Annotated in this window: 21 protein-coding genes and 2 pseudogenes; 16 read left to right on the forward strand and 7 right to left on the reverse strand. The window is 58.0% G+C overall.

The window, feature by feature from the left end; all coding sequences use genetic code 11:
* Positions 1–40: 40 nt before the first annotated feature.
* The 6 genes from KUIN1_RS06265 to KUIN1_RS06290 all read left to right on the forward strand — a co-directional run bounded on the left by KUIN1_RS06265 (position 41) and on the right by KUIN1_RS06290 (position 6207).
* A complete protein-coding gene (locus KUIN1_RS06265) occupies positions 41–625 on the forward strand; it encodes a fimbrial protein (protein WP_011266843.1) in 585 nt (194 codons plus the stop codon).
* A gap of 63 nt (positions 626–688) precedes the next feature.
* On the forward strand, positions 689–1441 hold the full coding sequence (locus KUIN1_RS06270) for a fimbrial biogenesis chaperone (RefSeq protein WP_024642498.1): 753 nt from the start codon (positions 689–691) through the stop codon (positions 1439–1441).
* A 203-nt stretch (positions 1442–1644) separates the two neighbouring features.
* Positions 1645–4107: a fimbria/pilus outer membrane usher protein gene (locus KUIN1_RS06275; protein WP_172980090.1), complete on the forward strand. Its 2463-nt coding sequence runs from the start codon at positions 1645–1647 to the stop codon at positions 4105–4107.
* Positions 4104–4889: a fimbrial biogenesis chaperone gene (locus KUIN1_RS06280; RefSeq protein ID WP_116866403.1), complete on the forward strand. Its 786-nt coding sequence runs from the start codon at positions 4104–4106 to the stop codon at positions 4887–4889. Before KUIN1_RS06275 ends, KUIN1_RS06280 begins: the two co-directional genes overlap by 4 nt.
* 1 nt (position 4890) lies before the next feature.
* Positions 4891–5889, forward strand: a complete 999-nt coding sequence (locus KUIN1_RS06285) for a fimbrial protein (protein ID WP_004406627.1) — start codon at positions 4891–4893, stop codon at positions 5887–5889.
* Positions 5890–5982: 93 nt separating this feature from the next.
* On the forward strand, positions 5983–6207 hold the full coding sequence (locus tag KUIN1_RS06290; RefSeq protein ID WP_004406626.1) for a hypothetical protein: 225 nt from the start codon (positions 5983–5985) through the stop codon (positions 6205–6207).
* A gap of 17 nt (positions 6208–6224) precedes the next feature.
* Here the strand turns inward: KUIN1_RS06290 and KUIN1_RS06295 are convergent, their stop codons facing one another.
* The 3 genes from KUIN1_RS06295 to KUIN1_RS06305 form a co-directional block, all read right to left on the reverse strand.
* On the reverse strand, positions 6225–6980 hold the full coding sequence (locus KUIN1_RS06295; RefSeq protein WP_004406625.1) for a YkgJ family cysteine cluster protein: 756 nt from the start codon (positions 6978–6980) through the stop codon (positions 6225–6227).
* Positions 6981–7096: 116 nt separating this feature from the next.
* The gene (locus KUIN1_RS06300; RefSeq protein WP_116866395.1) at positions 7097–7558 is read right to left on the reverse strand and encodes a GNAT family N-acetyltransferase; all 462 of its coding nucleotides are present in this window, start codon (positions 7556–7558) and stop codon (positions 7097–7099) included.
* A 65-nt stretch (positions 7559–7623) separates the two neighbouring features.
* A complete protein-coding gene (locus KUIN1_RS06305; RefSeq protein WP_003408993.1) occupies positions 7624–8520 on the reverse strand; it encodes a chemotaxis protein in 897 nt (298 codons plus the stop codon).
* 606 nt (positions 8521–9126) lie between these two features.
* On the opposite strand from KUIN1_RS06305, the gene KUIN1_RS06310 reads away from it, so the two are divergent.
* From KUIN1_RS06310 to KUIN1_RS06355, 10 genes are all read left to right on the forward strand, one after another.
* Entirely contained in the window at positions 9127–9636 is a 510-nt protein-coding gene (locus KUIN1_RS06310) for a disulfide bond formation protein B (RefSeq protein ID WP_024642500.1), read from the forward strand.
* 252 nt (positions 9637–9888) lie between these two features.
* Positions 9889–10089: a hypothetical protein gene (locus KUIN1_RS27455; RefSeq protein WP_003314077.1), complete on the forward strand. Its 201-nt coding sequence runs from the start codon at positions 9889–9891 to the stop codon at positions 10087–10089.
* 10 nt (positions 10090–10099) lie between these two features.
* Positions 10100–11041, forward strand: a complete 942-nt coding sequence (cyoA, locus tag KUIN1_RS06320) for a ubiquinol oxidase subunit II (protein ID WP_011266850.1) — start codon at positions 10100–10102, stop codon at positions 11039–11041.
* A gap of 3 nt (positions 11042–11044) precedes the next feature.
* Positions 11045–13057 carry a cytochrome o ubiquinol oxidase subunit I gene (cyoB, locus tag KUIN1_RS06325; RefSeq protein WP_011266851.1) on the forward strand — a complete coding sequence of 671 codons (2013 nt, stop codon included), beginning with the start codon at positions 11045–11047 and terminating at the stop codon, positions 13055–13057.
* Between the two features lie 3 nt (positions 13058–13060).
* On the forward strand, positions 13061–13693 hold the full coding sequence (locus tag KUIN1_RS06330; RefSeq protein ID WP_011266852.1) for a cytochrome o ubiquinol oxidase subunit III: 633 nt from the start codon (positions 13061–13063) through the stop codon (positions 13691–13693).
* Positions 13693–14025: a cytochrome o ubiquinol oxidase subunit IV gene (gene cyoD / locus KUIN1_RS06335; RefSeq protein ID WP_003409003.1), complete on the forward strand. Its 333-nt coding sequence runs from the start codon at positions 13693–13695 to the stop codon at positions 14023–14025. Before KUIN1_RS06330 ends, cyoD begins: the two co-directional genes overlap by 1 nt.
* A 10-nt stretch (positions 14026–14035) precedes the next feature.
* Positions 14036–14923, forward strand: a complete 888-nt coding sequence (gene cyoE, locus KUIN1_RS06340; protein WP_003314082.1) for a heme o synthase — start codon at positions 14036–14038, stop codon at positions 14921–14923.
* A gap of 255 nt (positions 14924–15178) precedes the next feature.
* Positions 15179–16063: a glycosyltransferase family 2 protein gene (locus tag KUIN1_RS06345; protein WP_024642501.1), complete on the forward strand. Its 885-nt coding sequence runs from the start codon at positions 15179–15181 to the stop codon at positions 16061–16063.
* A gap of 38 nt (positions 16064–16101) precedes the next feature.
* Positions 16102–16743: a CatB-related O-acetyltransferase gene (locus KUIN1_RS06350; protein WP_103714763.1), complete on the forward strand. Its 642-nt coding sequence runs from the start codon at positions 16102–16104 to the stop codon at positions 16741–16743.
* Positions 16744–16894: 151 nt separating this feature from the next.
* The gene (locus KUIN1_RS06355; RefSeq protein WP_003314085.1) at positions 16895–17914 is read left to right on the forward strand and encodes a branched-chain amino acid aminotransferase; all 1020 of its coding nucleotides are present in this window, start codon (positions 16895–16897) and stop codon (positions 17912–17914) included.
* Between the two features lie 56 nt (positions 17915–17970).
* Here the strand turns inward: KUIN1_RS06355 and KUIN1_RS06360 are convergent, their stop codons facing one another.
* The 4 genes and pseudogenes from KUIN1_RS06360 to KUIN1_RS06370 all read right to left on the reverse strand — a co-directional run bounded on the left by KUIN1_RS06360 (position 17971) and on the right by KUIN1_RS06370 (position 21684).
* Positions 17971–18963 (reverse strand): hypothetical protein, encoded by a 993-nt coding sequence (locus KUIN1_RS06360; RefSeq protein WP_011266855.1) that lies wholly within the window; start codon positions 18961–18963, stop codon positions 17971–17973.
* Between the two features lie 166 nt (positions 18964–19129).
* Positions 19130–19996: pseudogene (locus tag KUIN1_RS28525) on the reverse strand (methyl-accepting chemotaxis protein); the annotation flags it as partial.
* Positions 19997–20251: 255 nt separating this feature from the next.
* Positions 20252–20785 (reverse strand): annotated as a pseudogene (locus KUIN1_RS28530) (MCP four helix bundle domain-containing protein); the annotation flags it as partial.
* 107 nt (positions 20786–20892) lie between these two features.
* Entirely contained in the window at positions 20893–21684 is a 792-nt protein-coding gene (locus KUIN1_RS06370; protein ID WP_011266856.1) for a transporter substrate-binding domain-containing protein, read from the reverse strand.
* Between the last annotated feature and the right edge of the window lie 53 nt (positions 21685–21737).

Here is a 21737-nt window from a genome sequence, read left to right on the forward strand (position 1 = left end):
TAGCGGGCACACACGAAATAACACAAGGAAGGTCGTTAGCATGAAAAAGCTTTCTCTTACATTGGCAGTTCTGGGCGTAATGGGCGCTGGCATGGCAGGTACCGCCAGTGCGGCGAACAACGGCACAATGGTCTTCAACGGAACACTGACCAATATCTCCTGCGATGTGGGGCCGGGCACGGGTGTCAGTACGGGGACCAACCCTGGCGAAATCAATATCGACCTGGGCAACGTGTCCTTCTCCGATATCGGTGTATCGAGCGAAAGCCGATTCGAAACGGCTTCCCCCATCCAGTTGCTGGTCAACTGCAGTGCGGGTGCCGACCAATACAACATGGTGAAGATGCGCCTTATTGCCCGTAACGGCAGTGGCCTGGACAACAACGACGCGAAACTCCTGCGCACCACCGGTGCGGCAGATGGCGTCGGTATCGGCCTGCTCAATGCCTCCAGCGTGTTGATGGATCTGAGCGGCGACGAAACCGTCGACACCACACTCATCAAGGATGGCGCCAGCGGTGCCACCGCTGAAATCAATTTTGGCGCGGTGTATGTGCTTAACGGCACGCCCACCAATCCGGGCAATGCCGACGGCTTTCTGCCGTTCGTGATGGATTACGAGTAATCGTGTCGGACAGGGCGGGCCGTGCTCGCTCTGTCCTCTACCGAATTCAAGGCGAACGCCAGCATGTTTTCCGATTTTTTTCGCTACACGATGCTTGTTGCGTGGTTGTTCTGCGCATCCACCGTTCAGGCGGGCATCGTATTGAATACAACGCGAGTCATTTACCAGGGCAACGACAAAGAGGTCAGTCTGGGGGTGCACAACAGTGGCGGGGGGGAGATTCTCCTGCAGTCCTGGCTTGAATCTCCGACGACGGCGGCCAGCAATAACGAAGGGCTGCAGAACCTGCCGTTTATTGTCACACCCGCGCTTGCGCGTATGGCCGGTGGTGGCAGGCAACTATTGCGGATCATTCATTCCGGTACTGACATGCCCACCGATCGTGAGTCGGTGTTATGGCTCAATGTTCAGGAAATACCCCAGAGCGCAGCAGAAAACACGCTGCAGATCGCGGTACGTCAACGCATAAAAGTCTTCTTCCGGCCTGATGGTCTGCAGGGTGATCCACAGCAGGCGCCGGAAAAACTGAACTGGCAACGGGTCGATGACACCGGTGTGCAGGTCGAAAATCCCGGCCCCTACCATGTCTCCATGCTCCGGATTTCCATACGTCAACATGACACTGAACTTGCCCTTCTGGACAGTCAGATGCTGGCGCCACATCAGCGTCTGCGTATTCCGTTACAGCACACACCGGCAAGTGCGCCGTTGGTTCTGAGTTTCGTCAGTCTCAATGACTACGGCGGACAAGTGCCTTATCAGGCAACCCTTGGCAACAAACAACCGGTTAACGCCGGCAAGGCGTCGCCCCGATAAGCTGGCGCATCCACTGTCAGCGTTCACTATTCAAACCGTCGGGCCTCAGTGACAAGACAGCCCGGCAGACCTGCGTCTGTGTAAAAGGATTGCACGGCGCGCGCGACAGCCGAAGTAGAGTGAAGACCGCTATGGAATGGCGCAAAGAAGTTAATAAGGGAGTTATTGCCCAGTGCGCGCTCCCTCACCCCCGACGCGGTGCGCTGGGTATCGGTTTCGGATTGACGTTGATGTGTGCGGTCAGCGCGTCGGCCGCCTCGTCGGGTGGCGACGGGGCAGTCAGGTTCAATACGGCGTTTATCCAGGGAAGCGATCAGCCGGCTGACCTTCAGGAGTTTCTGCGCTCCAATAGTGTATTGCCGGGTATTTACCGGGTTGATATCTACGTCAATCGCAAGCTGAGCGGCAGGCGGGATATCCGCTTTTTGAAAAGTCCGCTATCAGGCCTGATCGAGCCCTGCCTGTCGCTCGAGATGCTGCAGAGTTTTGGTCTGGACTTGAGCCGTCTGCCGCCAGGTGAGGCATCTGCCCAGGCCTGTTTCGACCTGCCCGCGCGTGTCGCATTTGCCCGCGTCGACTATCAGCCCGGTGCGTTGCGACTGACGATCAGTGTGCCGCAAGCGGTGATGTCACGCGGTGCTCGCGGTTATGTGTCGCCGGAGCTTTGGGACCAAGGCGAGACCGCAGGCTTTATCAACTACAACTTCAATGGCAGCCGGCGGCGTAACAAGGGCCTGGAAACGGAGCAGTACTACGTGGGGCTGCGAAACGGGCTGAACGTCGGCGCTTGGCGTTTGCGCAACGAGTCCTCTCTGGTCGGCGGCAGTGACAGGCCCTGGCGTTATCGCAGCAATCGTACCTTCGCGCAGCGTGACATCACCACCCTGAAAAGCCAGCTCACGCTGGGCGAGACGTTCACCGATTCGCAGGTATTCGACAGTGTCCGCTTCAGGGGCGCGGCGCTGGCCTCTGACGATGGCATGCTGTCTGACAGCGAGCGGGCCTATGCCCCGGTCATCCGCGGGATTGCCGAAACCAATGCGACCGTGGAAGTTCGCCAGAACGGCTTTCTGCTCTACAGCGGCAGTGTGTCGCCCGGGCCGTTCGAGATTGCCGATATCTATCCCAGTGGCTCCAATGGCGACTTGTCGGTGTCTGTCATCGAAGCCGACGGGCGTGTAAGAACCTTCACTCAGGCCTACGCGTCGCTGCCGATCATGGTTCCCGCAGGCTCGTTGCGCTACAGCCTGGCCGGTGGGCAGGTCGACAACAACGACGATCAGCAGGCCTCTCCGGCATTTGCCAGTGCGGCCCTGATCTACGGTCTTTCCGAACGGATTACCGGGTTTGCCGGGGTGCAACTGGCCGAGGATTACCAGGCCGCGAACATAGGCACCGGGATCAACACCGGGCTGGGCGCGGTGTCGATGGACCTTACCCGCTCGGTCAGCAAGGTGGATCAGCGGGCGCGCAGTGGCCAGAGCCTGCGCGTGCGTTATGCCAATACGCTGGATGTCACCCACACCACGTTGGCAGTGGCCGGTTATCGATATTCGACCGAGCAATACCGGACCCTGAACCAGCACGTCAGCGACAGCGGCGCGCTGCGGCAATTGCGGGCCTCTGGGCTGGCGCGGGATCGGCTGGAACTCAGCATCACTCAGATAGTGCCTGGCCAGTCGGCGTCGCTGAGCCTGACGGCGTCCGAGCAGCGCTACTGGAACCTGTCCGGCAAGACCCGGCAGCTTTACCTGTCCTATAACGCGGCCTGGTATTCGCTCAATTACAGCCTGTCCATCGAACGCAACGAGGATTTCGGGCGAAGCGGTGACGCGAGCACCGACAATCGTGTTGCCCTGAGCGTGACCCTGCCGCTCGGCTCCAGCCCCGGCTCGTCGCGACTGTCTTTCAACGCGGTGCGCGGCAGCCGCGGCGAGTACAACGCGCAGGCCGGGCTCAACGGTCAGGTGCCGGGCGACCGCGACACGTTCTATTCGGTACAGGCTGGACGTGACAGCAGCTCCGGCAGTTTCGGCGCAGGCAAGGTCAGCACCAGCACGGCGTTCGGCCGTTTCGAGGCCGGTTATAGCCAGGGCCAGGACTACGATGCATTCAGCCTGTCCGCCGCAGGGTCGCTGGTGGCGCATGCCGGTGGCGTGAACCTGGGGCAGACCTTGGGAGAAACCTTTGCTCTGGTTCAGGTGCCCGACGTCGGTGGCGCCCGCTTGAAGTCGTTCAGTAACGTCGAGACCGCCGGCAACGGCTATGCGGTTTTGCCCTATGCGCAGGCCTACCGCACCAACTGGGTCAGCCTGGATACCCGGCAACTGGGCGCTGATGTCGATCTGGAAAACGCTATTACCCAGATCGTGCCGCGCAGGGGCGCGATACCGGTGGTGCGCTTCAAGGCCAATGTGGGCCGCCGGGTCCAGTTCGAACTGGTGCGCGTCGATGGCAGCAAAGTGCCGCTGGGTGCCAGTGTCGAAGATGAGCAGGGCAGGGCGCTGGCAGTGGTCGATCCCGGCAGTCAGGCGCTGGTGCTCAGCGAGCAGGATGCCGGCAGCCTGTGGGTGCGCTGGTCAGATCAACGTTGCCAGGCGACATTCTCGTTACCGCCCAGAGACCCGTCGCGAGCCTACGAGCGGATCAGGGTGGTATGCCGATGAGCGCTTTCGCTGGCTCATGCAAGGCGCTGTTGACGGCTGTGCTGTTGACGAGCGGCCTGGCGGCGCACGGGGCTGTTTCGCTGAGCGGAACGCGGCTGATTTTCGACGGGCAGTATCGCGAGGTCACGCTCGAGGTGCGCAATCGCGGCAAGTCCGAGGCACTTTTACAGGCCTGGCTCAGTGACGCAGTGGATGACGACGACGCCCCGGGTGAGCTTCGCAAGGCGCTGCCATTCGTGGTCACGCCACCGCTTTCACGCCTGCCGGTGGGCGGCAGGCAGACCTTGCGCGTGCTCTATCAGGGCACAGGCATGCCGCAGAAACACGAGTCGCTGCTGCATCTTTACGTGCTTGAGATACCCCGACGCCAGGACGGTGCGGGGCAGTTGAACATCGCCGTGCGCCAACGCATCAACGTGTTCTACCGGCCCCTCGGCCTTGACGGTGATCCGGCCGACACTCCCGCGCGGCTGCTGTGGACACTGACTCATGACCCGTCGCGCGCCTTGTTGCTGACGGTCAGTAACCCGACGCCCTATCACGCTGCCCTGCAAGCGCTGCGTATCGACGGGGTGCAGCTTGGCGATCATCTGTTGCTGGCGCCGGGCGCACAGGTCGCGATGGTTGTGCCGGCGAGTGTCGAGCGCTCTGCCACACATCGTTTTTCCTACCAGGCGCTGACCGACTACGGCGGCCGACGGATCCATTGCGCACAGCTCACCGGGCAGACGGCCACTACCGCCAGGCTGCCGAACAACAATTCCATTCAGGACGAATGCTGATATGAAACATCTCTCTGCCAGAGGCTGGCTGCGATCCCTCGCCGTGTTGTTGTTACTGCATCCGGCTTCCACCTTCGCGCTGATCTGTACCACTCAAGGGACGGGCGAAACCGAAATTCACGATGACCTGAGCAGTACGGTGGCAATCCCGGAGTCGATTCCCGACGGGGAAGTGGTATGGCGTTCCGAACCTCTGAACGTTCAGGTCGAATGCGCCACAGAGGGCTGGCAGTCCGAAGCGCAGGAGATTTTTATCTACCTGAATCCGGACAATCGTTCGATCGGTCAGGGGATTCGTGCCGGAATGACGTTACAGGGTATCGATCACATCCAAGGCAGTGGACGAGTGAGTACCGGCAGCTACCTGCCGATGTGTCGCGAGGGTGAGAACACGCTCGAAAACTGCCCGAAGGTGCGTTTCAGCCTGGCGTTTTCGGTATTCATCCAGAAGTTCGGCGCTACACCGCCCTCCGGTTTGGCCAGTGACCTGCTGGATTACCGGTTCTTTCAACTGGGCGGCGCGACAGACCCGAGTCGGCTGTCAGGGCGCAGCCTCAGTTATGTGATCAATAACCTGCGGGGGCTGAGGTTCGTGGCCTGCGATGCCGATCTGCAGGTGCTCCCGGAAACCGTGGAATTTGGCGACGTTGCGATACACCAGGTGGCGATTGGCAAAGTGACTGCTACCCAGACATTCTCCCTGCTGACCAGCCGCAGCTGTGATTCGCCGTTCAGCATTGATGCGCGTTTCAGGCCGGTGACAGGCACTCTGTCTGGCGAGCTGCTGATCCCCGTCGGTAATGATTCATTGGGGATACGCATTACCAGCGCAGTAAACGGTCAGCCGCTACGTTACAACGAGCCATTCCATCTGGCGGAATTGCTCGGCGAAACCAACACAGCCAGGGCGGACTTCAATGCCGAACTGCTGTGGAACACCAACATGCCAAGGCCCGGACCGTTCAATGCCGAGGTGATGGTCGATCTGTTCTACAAATGACGGCGACAGGAGGCTCGGGCGGTTGTGCGGCGATTAATGTATGCTGCGCGGCCGCGGGCATTTGCCCGGCCAATTCGACTTTCTGGTGACACCATGACCACGCCTGAACAACCTCCTGTTCAAGACGCCGCAGCCGACTCCGTCGCAGACACTGAAAAGAGGGCTGTCATTGCGCCTTTCAGCTTTCCGTTCAAGCCTTCGGAGTTTGCCCAGGCCAAAAAAGAGCCGGCGTGGCATCAGAAAAACAACAAGCACGGCCACCACAAGACCCCGGGCGTCGCGCCGGCTGGCACCCGCAGGTCGATGGGCAAGCGCTGATTGCCTGAGAGATCCTGTCAGGCCGCCTGCAAAGGAATGAACAGGTAGGAAACCGGCTGCCGGTCAGTCACCTCGGCACCTTCCTGTTGCAGGGTGTCCAGAACGTGCTGGCCGGCGACGTGAAATTCCCACTTCGAGCCTTGGGCTTGCCCCTCCTGTGCAGGGTTTTTGACCTCTTCGATGGCGGCAGCAAACGCGCCCATGTCCGGCAGGTAGGCGACGAAACCGTTGCCCTTGAGGGCGGTGGTGCGAATGCCCAGCTTCTGGCAAATCAGCTGTTTGGTGTCTATTTCATCCCGATCGGCCTGACGCGACCGTTCGATCAGGTCTATCAACTGCGTATCGACCAGCCTGTCGTTAACGATAAGGTCCGGACCCTGCTCCCAGGACTCTGGCGGGCAGCCCTTGTTCTCCGGGCGCAACGGAATGTGTGGATTGATCTCCATCGGATAGATCCGGCACACCAGTGGCCGGCGCTCGTAGATACGACACAGGTTCTTCTCGTCAAGATTCCGGCAGCGCCCGACGTTGTAGGCTGCGAAGGTGATCGCCACAAAGGCTGTCGTACTGCCACTGCTGACCTCGGTCGAGCGACGGCTGGCATGGGTGAGCTGCGCCTCGGAAACCCCATAACCATTGCTCAAAAATGCCTCGGTCAGCACGATGACGTTGCCGCCATCGGCCGCCCACTGCGCGGCTTCGTTGAGCGTCAACGGTACGTGATGGTCGGTGCAACAGCCGCCACAACCCACGCAGGAAAACTTGGTGTCCATTATCTCGATGACCCGTCCAACAGGTAGGCGGCAAGCGACAACAATTGGTCACTCACTCGCTTGATGTGTCTCGGGAAGCAAGTTGCGCGCCAGTCGCCGGGCCGTGAACAGCGGGTTCAGGCTGCAGGAATGTCGAAACGCTTGAGATAGGCCAGTGCGGATTTTTCGTAAAGCCGCCGCGCCGCCAGGTTGTTTTCCATGACGTGAAGGTCGACAGCTGCTTCATTGCGCGTATGCAGGTGGGCGAACAAATGATTGAGCAGGGCGTAGCCGATCCCGCTGTGTCGCACATCAGGGTGCACAACCAGGTCCCTGATGAATGCGCTGGTCCAGCACACGATCACACCGACTACCGTTTCGTCACGCATGGCCAGAAAGCACAGCGACGGATCGCATTCGGGATCGTGTTCGAATGCAGCCAGCCAGTCCGGATAATCCGCCACACAGCCTGCGGCGCTGCCATAACCCAGAGTCAGCAGGCGGTGAACCTCTGCGGCTCGCTCAAGCGTGAAGGGATGTGGCTGGATGCCAGGCGGCCAGGCCGGGATGGGCACTGGCACTGCAAGATCCCGACGCATCAGCCAGTAATGCGCGGCGGATGCATCGGTCAGGTTCGGACGTTGTGTCGCCGTGCGCTCAGGGATCAGAGCCCTTGGGCGACCACCGTACGTGCGGCCTCGATCAGGCATTTGGTCAACTCGGGTGACGAGAACTTGGTCAGCACGGCATTGGCCCCGGCGATCTGTGACTTCTCGCTGTTCATCGCGCTGTCGAGCGAGGTGTGCAGCAGAATGTACAGATCACTGAAGTCCGGCGTATCCCGGAGCGTGCGGGTGAGGGCATAGCCGTCCATCTCCGACATCTCGATATCGGACACCACCACGTTGATCTGTCGCGCAGTACCCTGCAGGTCGAGCAGAACGTCGATAGCCTCTTTGGCACTGCGCGCCGTGTGGCATTCGAGGCCGAGATTGCGCAAGGTAATGATCGACTGCTGCAGGGCAACCTGACTGTCATCGACGACCAGAATCCGCGCCTTGCTCAGCAGTTCCGCATCCTCTTTGGCCAGCTCCGTCGACTGCACGACGATCTGTGCAGGGGCGATGCCGTGGATCACTTTTTCGATGTCCAGTACTTGCACCAGCACGCCGTCGACCTGGGTGACCCCGGTGATGAACGACTTGCTGCTAGACCCGTAGGGCGGCGGACGGATATCGGTGGTCAGGCAATGCACAATCTTGCTGACGGCCTGAACGTGCAGGCCCTGTTTCGAGCGGCTGACATCCGTGACGATCAGGCAGCCACCGTCGGGATCGGCCAGTGGACGCTCGCCGATCGCACGACTCAGATCGATAACCGACAGTGACGAGCCACGTAGCGTCGCAATACCTTTGACGTGTGGGTGCGATTCGGGAAGATGGGTCAGAGGCGGGCAGGGAATGATCTCGCTGACCTTGAGCAGGTTGATCGCCATCAGCTTGCCGCTGCGCAACGTGAAGAGGAGCAGCGAAAGTGAATCTGCTCGGACGTTCTTGGACATATGAACCTTCTGGCTGTAGGTATTTCGTCGCCTGGTAGCGGCAAACAACTTTCTATGACAGGTTATCGACCTGCGGCCGGCAGGCTTGAGGATTTTTAACCGACAGCCGAGCGCGTCCGTTCGCTTGCCATTGAAAGCCGTCGCACCCCACCACGGCGGGCCCGACAAACTGGCTGCCCATGTGCCGATAGTGGCAGTCTGGCTTCGGTTGCGTCAAACCGGGAGAGGGCGGCACATTGTCGCTCTCTGCCTTCCGACGACCTGCGTCGCGGTTTCGCACGCCATAGTGCTTTGACAGAAAGGCACCCTGCGACAAAATACCGCAGCTATATATAGAAGAAGAGCTGCGACAAACTGACGCACCCTTCTATATATAGAAGGGCTTTGCACCCGGTTCCTGCAAAAGCGTCCTGCCGGTTGTGGATGTGCTGCCGCGCAGACCACCTGACCGGCAAATGCGTCCGTATGGCTGGCCAACGCTTGAGTTGCCGAATCAGACAGATGATCATCGCGCACGTCTTGGCGCAGTCGGGCCGTACCTCCGTTCAGGCTGCGAACGCTGCATGGCGTTGACCAACCCTTTCATCAGTTCAGTAAGGTATGTGAATGAGCGACAACACGTTGTACCTGAGACGCGAAAAGCGCTTTCTGGTTTTGCTGGGTATTATCTGCCTGGCCCTGATCGGCGGCGCCCTGTACATGCAGGTCGTCCTGGACGAAGCGCCTTGCCCGCTGTGCATCCTGCAGCGTTACGCACTGTTGTTCATCGCCATTTTTGCGTTCATTGGCGCCGCCATGCCCGGGCGTCGCAGCGTCACGGCGTTTGAAACCCTGGTGACCCTCAGCGCTCTTGGCGGCATTGCCGCTGCCGGCCGGCATGTCTGGATCCTTGCCCATCCGTCCGACAGTTGCGGTATCGACGTGTTGCAGCCGATTGTCGATGGCCTGCCATTGGCTACACTGTTTCCTACAGGGTTCCAGGTCGGCGGTTTCTGCACCACGCCATATCCGCCGGTTCTCGGATTATCACTCGCGCAATGGGCGCTGACGGCTTTTGTCCTGACCGCAGTTCTGGTACCGGCGTGCATCATTCGCAATCGCCGCAAACCTTACTAACTTCAGGGGCTTTCGCTAAAAACGCCCCGTGAATACGGGGCTTTTTTCGAGTACGATGAGGCGTTTGGAGGACGATTGTTACGCATATAGAGAATAACTGTTACAAAATTAGGCATAGTCATTAAAAATTTACGTATCTACAATCCCCGTCACTTGTCGTTCAGCTTGGCCGAACGATCAGCATTTTGAGGCTTGGAGCGTCCCCTGTGCACTCTGAACAGGCAGCGCAACGCTTGCCTCTGAGGGCGTATAATGGCCGCGTCGAAAGCGTCTGCCCGAAGTTTTGGGCAGTTCCAGCAACTCAAAAAACAAGAATCCATAGCTAAACCCGGACTTGTCGATACGCCGCTGTGCGTACTGGCGGCCCTTGTTCAATTCAAAAAAATTAGCCGGCACTGGCAGGGCGAAGTGTTGGCGGTCGAAACCCAACTGCACCGCGCAAGCTGCTTTTAGAGGTCGTGAAATGAGTAAAAAAAGGTACCCCAGGTTTTTTGGCTTCTTGGCCCTTTTCTGTATGCTTTTGCTCAGTGGATGCGATGGCGTACCTCTGCTCGATCCAAAAGGGCAGGTGGGTATCGAGCAGCGGAACCTGATCGTAATCGCAACGTTGCTGATGCTGATTGTCGTGATCCCGGTCATCCTGATGACCCTGATCTTCGCCTGGAAGTATCGCGCATCGAACAAGGCTGCCAAGTACACGCCGGACTGGTCTCACTCCACCAAGATCGAAATCGCAGTCTGGGGCGTACCCATGCTGTTGCTGGTCTTCCTGGGGTACATCACCTACGTCTCGACTCACTCGCTGGACCCTTACCGTCCGCTTGATTCGGACGTCAAGCCGGTCACCATCCAGGCGATCTCGGTTGACTGGAAATGGGTATTCATCTACCCGGACTACGGCATTGCCACAGTCAACAAGATCGTGTTCCCGGCCAAGACTCCGATCAACTTCCAGGTGACCTCGGACAGCGTGATGAACTCGTTCTTCATCCCGGGTCTGGGTGGTCAGATCTATGCGATGGCGGGCATGCACACCAAGCTGCACCTCATCGCCAACGAGAATCACGAATTCAACGGTATTTCGGCCAACTACAGTGGCGCAGGCTTTACCGGCATGAAGTTCAAGGCCATCGCTACCAGCCAGGCTGATTTCGACAGCTGGGTCAGCGAAGTCAAGAGCTCGCCCAAAAAGCTTGGCACTGCCGAATACGCCGAGTTGATCAAGCCAAGCGAACGCAACCCTGTCGAACTCTTTTCCTCGGTCACCCCGAACCTGTTCCAGATCGTCATCGACAAGTATGAAGGTATGAATCCGGGCAAGAAGGTTGTTGCTGGTGAGAAGGAAGTAGCCGGTGAGGCTGGTGCGGAAAAAGGCAAAAATTCAGCTGCTGGGGCAGAGGAGTAAACGATGTTTGGCAAATTAAGTCTGGAAGCGGTGCCGTTCCACGAGCCCATAGTCATGGTGACACTTGCCATGATCGCGCTCGGCGGCATTGCGGTTGTCGGGTTGATCACCTATTTCCGCAAGTGGACGTACTTGTGGTCTGAGTGGCTGACCTCTGTCGACCACAAGAAAATCGGCGTGATGTACATCGTCGTTGCCATGGTCATGCTGCTGCGCGGTTTTGCCGACGCGATCATGATGCGTACCCAACTGGCGATGGCCCAGAACGGTTCCGAAGGGTTCCTTCCGCCTGAACACTATGACCAGATCTTCACCGCTCACGGTGTGATCATGATCATCTTCATGGCGATGCCGTTCTTCACGGGTCTGATGAACATCGTTCTGCCTCTGCAGATCGGCGCTCGCGACGTGGCGTTCCCGTTCCTGAACTCCCTGAGCTTCTGGCTGCTGGTCGCAGGTATGCTGCTGATCAACATCTCCCTGGGTGTCGGTGAGTTCGCCAAGACCGGCTGGGTCGCGTATCCGCCTCTTTCCGGGTTGCAATACAGTCCTGGCGTAGGGGTTGACTACTACATCTGGGCGCTACAGTTATCCGGCTTGGGTACGACGCTGACGGGGGTCAACTTCCTCGTGACCGTGCTGAAGATGCGTACCCCTGGCATGAAACTGATGGACATGCCGATCTTCACCTGGACCTGCACCTGGGCAAACATCCTGATCGTGGCTTCGTTCCCGATCCTGACCGCTACCCTGGCGTTCCTGACCCTTGACCGCTACCTGGACTTCCACATTTTCACGAACGAAATGGGCGGTAACCCCATGATGTACGTGAACCTGTTCTGGGCGTGGGGTCACCCTGAGGTGTACATCCTGATCCTGCCGGCCTTCGGCGTGTTCTCGGAAGTCATCTCGACGTTCTCCGGCAAGCGTCTGTTCGGCCACAAGTCGATGATCTTCGCCTCCGGTGCGATCTGTATCCTGGGCTTCATGGTCTGGCTGCACCACTTCTTCACCATGGGGGCGGGTGCCAACGTCAACGCCTTCTTCGGTCTGGCGACGATGCTGATTGCGATCCCGACGGGTGTGAAGCTGTTCAACTGGCTGTTCACCATGTATCAGGGCCGTCTGCGCTTCACTGCACCGGTACTCTGGACCCTGGGCTTCATGGTCACCTTCTCGATCGGCGGCATGACCGGCGTTCTGTTGGCGATCCCGGGTGCTGACTTCGTGCTGCACAACAGCCTGTTCGTAATCGCTCACTTCCACAACGTCATCATCGGCGGTGCGGTATTCGGTTACATCGCCGGCTTCGCGTTCTGGTTCCCTAAAGCGTTCGGTTTCACCCTGAACGAGAAGTGGGGCAAGGCAGCGTTCTGGTTCTGGATCGTCGGCTTCTTCGTCGCATTCATGCCGCTGTACGCGCTGGGCTTCCTGGGCATGACCCGTCGTCTGAACGCTACCGACATGCCAGAGTGGAACATCTACCTGGACGTCGCGCTGTTCGGCGCCGTGCTGATTGCCATGGGTATCGCTTCGCAGCTGATCCAGCTGTTCGTGAGTATCCGTGACCGCGACAACAACCGCGATCTGACCGGTGACCCATGGAATGGCCATACCCTGGAATGGTCCACTTCTTCGCCTCCACCGTTCTACAACTTTGCCGAGCTGCCAAAAGCTGACGACATCGATCCGTTCACCGATGCGAAACGTGCCGGTACCGCTTACAAGGTTCCTGCCCGCTACTCGGCGATCCACATGCCTAACAACACGGCTACCGGCCTGTACATGGGTATGTTGCTGACGGTCTTCGGCTTCGCATTCATCTGGCACATCTGGTGGCTGGTAGGCGCAAGCCTGGTCGCGACCATTGCAGTCTTCGTTGCTCACGCTGTCCGTGACGACCAGGGCTACATGGTGCCTGCTGAAGATGTAGCGCGTATTGAAGGTGAGCATCACAAGGTCCTGGCGGCCAACGGTGCATACACTCCTGTCAAGTCCTCGCTGGAACAGGTTTAAACAATGTCAAATATTGCAATCAACTCCGGAGCCCACGATCACGGTCACGACCATGATCATGGGCATGACGATCACCACGACAGCGGTGGCATGACGGTCTACGGCTTCTGGCTGTACCTGATGACCGACTGCGTATTGTTCGCCTCGTTCTTCGCGGTGTACGCCGTGATGGTCAACAGTGTCGCGGGCGGCCCGTCGGGCCAGGACATCTTCCTGCTGCCATTCGTGGCAGTGGAAACCGCGTTCCTGTTGGTCAGTAGTATCACTTACGGCTTTGCCATGCTGGCACTGTACAAGGGCAATAAGAGCCAGGTACTGGGCTGGCTGGCACTGACCTTCCTGTGCGGTGCTGCCTTTATCGGCATGGAAATCTATGAGTTCCATCACCTGATCGAAGAGGGCTACGGTCCGAGCCGCAGCGGCTTCCTGTCAGCGTTCTTCGCGCTGGTAGGTCTGCACGGCGCCCACGTGACCAGTGGTCTGATCTGGATGGCGATCATGATGTTCCAGGTCCAGAAGAAGGGCCTGACCAACACCAACAAGACGCGCCTGAGCTGCCTGAGCCTGTTCTGGCACTTCCTGGACGTTGTCTGGATCGGCGTGTTCACCGTTGTCTATCTGATGGGAGCTTTGTAATGTCAAATTCGCATCACTCCGCTGAAGACAATAGTCACGGCTCAGTGAAGTCGTACGTCATCGGTTTCGTACTGTCGATCATCCTGACCGCCATTCCGTTTGCCCTGGTGATGTCACCTTCACTGCCGAAGGACATGACGATCGCAATCGTTCTGGTCTTCGCGATCATCCAGATTCTGGTGCACCTGCATTACTTCCTGCATCTGGACTTCACGAGCGTGCAACGTAACAACGTGATGGCCTTCGCCTTTACCACGATGGTTATCGTCCTGCTGGTCGGCTTGTCGCTGTGGATCATTTTCAGCGTCCACCGCGAAATGATGGCGCATTGAGGAATACCAGATGTCACTGAAGCACTTTATCCAAATCACCAAGCCGGGGATCATTTTCGGTAACGTGCTTTCGGTGGCAGGTGGCTTTTTTCTGGCTTCCAAGGGAAATATCGATTTCGGCGTGTTCCTCGCTGCAGTCATCGGTACTTCCCTGGTCGTTGCGTCCGGTTGTGTGTTCAATAACTGCATCGATCGCGATATCGATCAGCGAATGGAGAGAACCCGTAACCGGGTTCTGGTGCAGGGCCTGGTTTCACTGAAACTGGCGCTGCTCTACGCAACCCTGCTCGGTATTGCAGGCGTTGGCCTGCTGTACACCGAGGCCAATCCCTTGGCCGCACTGTTTGCAGTGATCGGGTTCGTGATCTACGTCGGCCTTTACAGCCTGTACCTGAAACGCAGATCCGTTCACGGCACGCTGGTGGGCAGTCTCTCGGGGGCCATGCCGCCGGTGATTGGCTACTGCGCAGTGAGCAACAGCTTCGACTTTGCGGCCCTGACGCTACTGGTGATGTTCAGCCTGTGGCAGATGCCGCATTCGTATGCGATCGCCATCTTCCGCTTCAACGATTACCGTGCTGCGAAGATCCCGGTTCTGCCTGTCAAGCGCGGCATTCTGGTCACCAAGCGCCACATCATGCTCTACATCCTGGCGTTCCTCGTGGCGACCCTGATGTTGACCGTCGGTGGCTATGCGGGCCTCAACTACCTGGCTGTCGCAGCGGGTATGGGCATGTACTGGCTGTACATGGCCTGGAAGGGCTACAAGGCCGTTGACGATACTGTCTGGGCTCGCAAGCTGTTCGTGTTTTCGATCTTCACCATTACTGCCTTGAGCGTGATGATGTCGGTCGACTTTCAGGTGACAAAAGAATTGCTGGTGACTTACGCCTTCTGATTCCACTTGATACGCGACCTGATAAACCCCGTTCTGCGAAGAACGGGGTTTTTTTTGAGTGTCGATCTACACTGGTTGAAGGAAATGGCATGCCGATAGTTTTTTGGCGGCTGTAAACGCCTGTTTGCAGGGCGTTTTTGACCTTTCATGGAAAAACAGGAGCGCTTGCCCCATGATGTGCCGTTTTCAAGCGACCCGTTACAGATATCCGGTTTCCGAGCCCGTCAGGGCTGATCATGATTATGGCTGCTATCCATGATGTCTTCAGAAAGTCAAAACCTCTCGCCCAGCCCTTTGGTTTCCATCGTAGCCCCTTGCTACAACGCCGAGCGATTTCTTGAGGTCGCGATTCAGAGCATCTTTGCTCAGGACTACAAGAATTTCGAGGTCATCGTCGTCGACGATGGTTCTACCGACAACAGCATCGCCATGCTCGAGTCCCTGCAGCAACGCTATCCGTTCCAGCTCTACCGCCAGGCCAATCAGGGCGTCAGTGCTGCCCTCAACCATGGTCTGCGTTACGCCAAAGGCGTTTACCTTTCCACGCCGGACCTGGATGACATCATGCTTCCCTCTTCGGTGCGTATCCGTGCCGAGTACCTCGATGAGCATCCCGCAGTAGGCTGTGTCGGCGCATTGGTCAGCTACATGGATGGTGACGGCAAGGAAATAAAACGTCAGTCGCGCGATTACATCGAGCGGCTGACGTTCGACGACATATTGCGCGACGCGGTGGTCGTCGGTGCGCCGGTTGCTCTGTACCGCATGAAGGCCATCAAGGATGCAAACGGTTATGACCCGCAGATAAAGGTTCAGGATTTTCAGGCGACACTGAAAATCGCTCATCTGGGCTATGAAATTCATGTGCTCCCCGAGATCGTCACGCGCTATCGACGTCACCCGAACAACCTTTCACGCAAGTACAAGGTGTTGCTTGAGGCTGACCTGAAAAGCATCGAGCCTTATCGGGATCATCGCGAATACCAGAGCGGTCGAACTCAGGCCATCAACAAAGCCTTGAAATACGCCGCGGTCGCGGACAAGCGATATGCCTGGAGTCTGTTGTTTTCCATCCCATGGAGGCAGATCAACAGAACGACCTTGCGGCGCTGCAAGCGTTTGCTGTTGAGCTATCGATAAGTGCGGCCTGGCTGTCCAAAAATAATGTGATTGAAGATATGAAATTCATCGAGCTGTTGAAAAATAGAAAAATACGCAAACAGTTGCGCAAGATGGACAAGCTGGACAGGCACGCCGAAAAAATTAGATTGAAATACCCGCGTGCGGTAGTCGGCGTCGGGACTTATGGCATTCCGGATATTGTCGACTTCGGTGACGAATCGGTGTTCAGGGTTGGGGCTTACACCTCCATTGCCGAGGGCGTGAAAATTCTACTGGGCGGTGAGCATCGCACTGACTGGATTACGACGTACCCATTCCCGGCGATGGTCGGGCAAGTCGCAGATATTCAGGATTACGCGCCAAGCAAGGGCGATGTAGTGATCGGCAGCGACTGCTGGATTTGCGCCAATGCAACCATTGTGTCGGGTGTCACCATCGGCCATGGCGCCATTGTCGCGGCAGGTGCGATGGTCGTTCGGGACGTGGCTCCTTATTCGGTGGTGGGCGGCAACCCCTGCAAATTCATCCGTTGGCGATTCGACGAGGACATTCGCCAGTTGCTGCTCCAGGCAGCCTGGTGGGACTGGCCTGTTGAAGAGGTCAAGTCCGTCGCACGAACATTGTGCAGTTCGGATATGGACACATTTATCGACTATATCCGCCAGCGCCAGGCATCGCCGCCGCTACCGGTCGGGTGACCGCTGGACTCATGAGGCGTCTGCCCGCATGTCTGCTTCAGAAATGCCATGTCGGTTTGCATTTATTTCGAGCCTCATGGCCTGAATGATCTGGCAGAATAAGGCATTGGCCTGACTCGACCAGGCAGTCGCTAAAATGATAGAGGGCGTTATGAGTCAAGAAAGCATCAACTGGGACACTCTGGGTTTTGACTACATCAAGACCGACAAGCGCTACCTTTCTCATTGGCGCGACGGTGCCTGGGATCAGGGCTCACTGACCGAGGACAACACGCTGCATATCAGCGAAGGGTCGACCGCGCTGCATTATGGCCAGCAGTGCTTCGAGGGCCTCAAGGCCTACCGCTGCAAGGATGGCTCGATCAATCTGTTCCGTCCCGATCAGAACGCCCAGCGCATGCAGCGCAGCTGCTCCCGTCTGTTGATGCCCCACGTCCCGACCGATGTCTTCATTGAAGCCTGCAAGCAGGTGGTCAAGGCCAACGAACGCTTCATCCCGCCTTACGGTTCTGGCGGCGCGCTGTACCTGCGCCCGTTCGTCATCGGTGTGGGTGACAACATCGGCGTGCGCACGGCGCCTGAATTCATCTTCTCGATTTTCTGCATCCCGGTGGGCGCCTATTTCAAGGGGGGCCTGAAGCCGAACAATTTCGTCATCTCCGGCTACGACCGCGCTGCGCCCAACGGTACAGGTGCAGCCAAGGTCGGCGGTAACTACGCCGCCAGCCTGATGCCCGGTTCCGAAGCCAAGAAGCACAGCTTTGCAGATTGCATCTATCTCGATCCGCAGACCCATTCCAAGATCGAGGAAGTGGGCTCGGCCAACTTCTTTGCCATCACCAAGGATGATGTGTTCCTGACGCCCAAGTCGCCATCGGTGCTGCCGGGTATCACCCGCCTGTCGTTGATCGAACTGGCGAAATCCCGTCTGGGCCTGACGGTCGAAGAGGGTGATGTGTTCATCGACCAGCTCGGCGAGTTCAAGGAAGCCGGCGCATGCGGTACGGCTGCGGTCATTACTCCGATCGGCGGGATTTCCTACAAGGACAACCTGCACGTGTTCTACAGCCAGACCGAAGTCGGTCCTGTGACTCAGCGTCTGTACAAGGAGCTGACCGGCGTTCAGTCCGGTGACATCGAGGCGCCAGCCGGCTGGATCGTCAAGGTGTGATGAGCTGACCCGGATCGTTCCAGCGTCGAACGCTGGAACGATCATTGACCACAGGTTCAGGCTTCAGGTGTTTTTTCTTCCTCAAGCGGCTCTTTCGCCGGCCCCAGCACAATCGCCAGATGCCGCAAGTCGTCGACCTCCAGGCTATAGCTCTTGCCTGAAGGGCTCAGGGTGACGGTTCCCAGCGCATACACCGTGAAGAACTTCACGTCCTCCGCATGGCTCAGCAGCTCACTGATGTAGCGGCTGGAGCGATAGGCCTGCATCTGCGCAGGCGACACGTAGAGCGTCACCAGTTTGCCGTCGAGACGGTCGAAGAACCTGAACTTGAAACCCAGCCCGTATCGCTGTTCGATCAGACCGCCGCCGAACAGCACCCGTCCGTTATCGCCTGATTGTGCGTATTTGATATGGCGAAAATACGAGCGCAGCGACACTTCGCCCTGGCCCGGAATTTTCAGTTTCAGCAGCTTGAAGTCTTCCAGTGACAGCTCAGCCTTGGCCTGCCGATAACTGTCCACCAACCGTTCCAGGTTATTGGTGCGGGTCTCGCTGTAACGGGGCACCTTCGGCGTAGCAGGCTCTATTGGCGGATTGGCAGCGGGTGGACGTTGCACCGGTGCGCCAGCCTTTTCCAGGCCGGACTTCTCCTTGGCCGGCTCCTTGATCGTCGGGTCGAAAACGTCGATGTAATCATCCAGTTTGCGCTTGGCCTTGCGCAGACGCGTCTGGACATCGGTTTCTTCAATCGGGTCTGCGGCCTTGTCGTCTTCGTCCTCGTCCACCCATTCACAGCCCGGCGAGTGGTCGTAATGCGGATTGGCACGGAAGTGCGCGGCGACAAAGGTCGGGTTGTCCTGAGGCTTCACGTCGTAGCGCACGCCCGTCACTTTGGCACCCAGCGCCCGGCAGGCTTCGTTCGAGCAGAGAAACTCGAAGCGCGTACGTGGTGGCTCCTGGGAAAAGTATTCGCGTCGGGCAGCGGCAATCGACAGCTCTTGCTGCAGTTCAACGCAGAATGCGCGGGTGATGGGCTTGCTGGGCTTCATGCGGATCGTCCTTGTACATTCAGGACAACACGCTATTTCAGGCGTAGAGCGCTTGCAACAAAATATGTGAAATGGCGTGAAAAACGGCGGGCAGGGCGGGATAAATCAAATACCCGGCTGCACCCTTTGCGCTATGACGCAAGGGGTGCAAAGGGTGCAAATTGAATCAGGACAGGCGGAAGCGTCCCACGATGTTGTTCAGGTCCAGCGCCAGCGTTGACAGCTCTCGACTTGCACTGGCGGTCTGTTGCGCGCCAGACGAAGATTGCGCCGAAAGGTCACGGATGTTCATGAGGTTGCGATCCACTTCCCGGGCGACATGGGCCTGCTGCTGGGCCGCACTGGCGATCACCAGATTGAGATCATTGATCTCGCTCACGGCAGCGCTGATGACGGTCAGAGACTCGTTCGCGCCCTCTGCAATGCCAAGCGTTTCGCTGGCCAGCTCGGTGTTGCCGCGCATGGAGCCTACTGCGCGTTCGGTGCCGTTCTGAATATTGGTCACCAGACGTTCGATTTCGCTGGTGGATTGCTGAGTGCGGTGAGCCAGAGCACGCACTTCATCCGCCACCACGGCAAACCCGCGTCCAGCCTCGCCCGCGCGAGCCGCTTCGATCGCCGCATTGAGCGCCAGCAGATTGGTCTGTTCCGCAAGGCCCCGAATAACATCCAGCACCTTGCCGATGTCGCGGGACTGACCTGCCAGCTCGCCAATCAGGGTCGCGGTTTTCTGCACATCCGTGCTCATGGTGTTGATTGAGGTCACGGTCTTTTTGACCAGCCCCAGACCGTCTTGCGCGGCGCTGGTCGCATTACTGGACGAGCGCGCCGTATGCTCGGCATTGCGCGCGACTTCTTCCACTGCGCTGGTCATTTCATTGACTGCGGTGGCGGCCTGGTCGATTTCGTTGTTCTGACGCTGGATGCCTTGCACACCGTCTTCGGTGATTGCAGTCATCTCTTCGGCAGCGGCGGCCAGTTGAGTTGCAGAACTGGAGATCTGCTGCAGGGTGTCGCGCAATTGAGTCTGCATCGCAACGACCGCAGCAGCAACGCTGGAAGTGTCATTGGCGCTGATGTTGATCGTGCTGCTCAAATCGCCTCGGGCGATGGTGCGTGTGATCGTCGCGACGGTGCTCGGTTCGCCCCCAATGGCTGACAGGATGCTGCGTATGGTCATGAGGGTCACGATCACGCCCAGTATCGCGATTGTCAGCGTGGCGGCGATGGACAGATTATTGGCTTGAGTGGCGCTTGATTCCTGCGCATCGAAACGCTCGCCCGCACGTTGCTTGCCTTGTTCGCGCAGCGTTTGCAGGGTCTTGAACACCTGCTCGGCAAAGGGTTTGACTTCGGTGCGGTTAATGTTGGTGGCGGCGGCGATATCACCGGTCTGGATCACGCTGGTCTGGTGCCGCATGCCGTCCCGCAACTTGACATAGCCACGCTGCAATTGTTGGGTCAAGGTCACATCAAGGGTTTCTGCGGTGTTCTTGCTCAACTGGACGGTCAGCTCATCCAGCTTGCTGAAGGCCGCTTCGTTTTCATTCTTCCAGCCTGCCGTCTGCTCCGGGTTGCCGATGGCGATCATGCGTAAAATATTGATATCCACCCGCGTAAGCGCACCATCGATATTGTTGACCGCTTCCGTAGCCAGAAAATCTCTGTTGTAGAGGGCGTCGACATTCGCGGTGGATGTCTTGAGCGTCTGGATCATGAAAACCGACAGCACGATAAATGCAGCGATGATGGCAAATGTAGACGCCATCAGCCTGTTTTTTACGGTCATGCCGCTGGTAGCTGTCGTTTGAATCTGGGACATGGGATTTCCCTGTGAAAGCCTATTGATGGCCTCGTCAGTAATACCGAGGAACAAATAAGTATCGGCGTAGAAAATCCTGACTTTAGGTGATGGCTAAATAATATCTATCAAGGGGTGGCGGGTACTGCCAGCCACTCGCTCAGCGCCTGCTGATACTCGCCAGTGGCCTTGCTCAGGTGCAGCCACTGATCCACATAGGCTTTCCAGGCGACATCGTCGCGTGGCAACAAATAGGCTTTTTCGCCGTATTGCATGTAGCGGGTCGGGTTGACGGCACACAGGCCCGGCATGCGTTTCTGCTGGTAGAGCGCTTCGGAAGCATCGGTGATCATCACGTCAGCTTTCTTGTCCAGCAGCTCCTGAAAGATGGTCTTGTTGTCATGAAATGCCAGCGACGCCTTTGGCAGATGAGCGCGAGCGAAGGCTTCATTGGTGCCACCGGCAGGTTCGATCAAACGCACAGAGGGCTGGTTGATCTGCTCGACAGTCTGATACAGGGCCTGATCGGCGCAGCGGACCAGCGGGATTTTGCCATCGACGTCCAGCGTGTTGCTGAAAAACGCTTTTTTCTGGCGTTCCAGGCTCACCGAGATGCCACCCATACCGATGTCGCATTTACCGGCCACCATGTCCGGCATCAGGTTTTTCCACGTCGTGGGCACCCACTGCACGTTCACCCCCAGGCTCTTGGCCAGTGAGCGGGCCATGGTGATATCAATGCCTTCGTATTCGCCGTCTTCGCGCAGCAGGGAGTAGGGCTTGTAGTCGCCAGTGGTGCACACAGCCAGCTGGCCAGCCTGCAGCACCTTGTCCAGATGCGAGGTGTAGTCCTGAGCCTGAGCCATGCCTGTGATGCCCAGCAACAAGGCGGTCAGGGCGCTGTATTTAAGATTCATCATGAGTCTGGATACTCGCAGCGGTGCAGTCGGTTTTATTGAAGTCGACAGATTGC

Origin of the sequence: Pseudomonas sp. KUIN-1 (assembly GCF_009176725.1) — a bacterium.
In the GTDB taxonomy this organism is placed as follows: Bacteria; Pseudomonadota; Gammaproteobacteria; order Pseudomonadales; family Pseudomonadaceae; genus Aquipseudomonas; species Aquipseudomonas fragariae.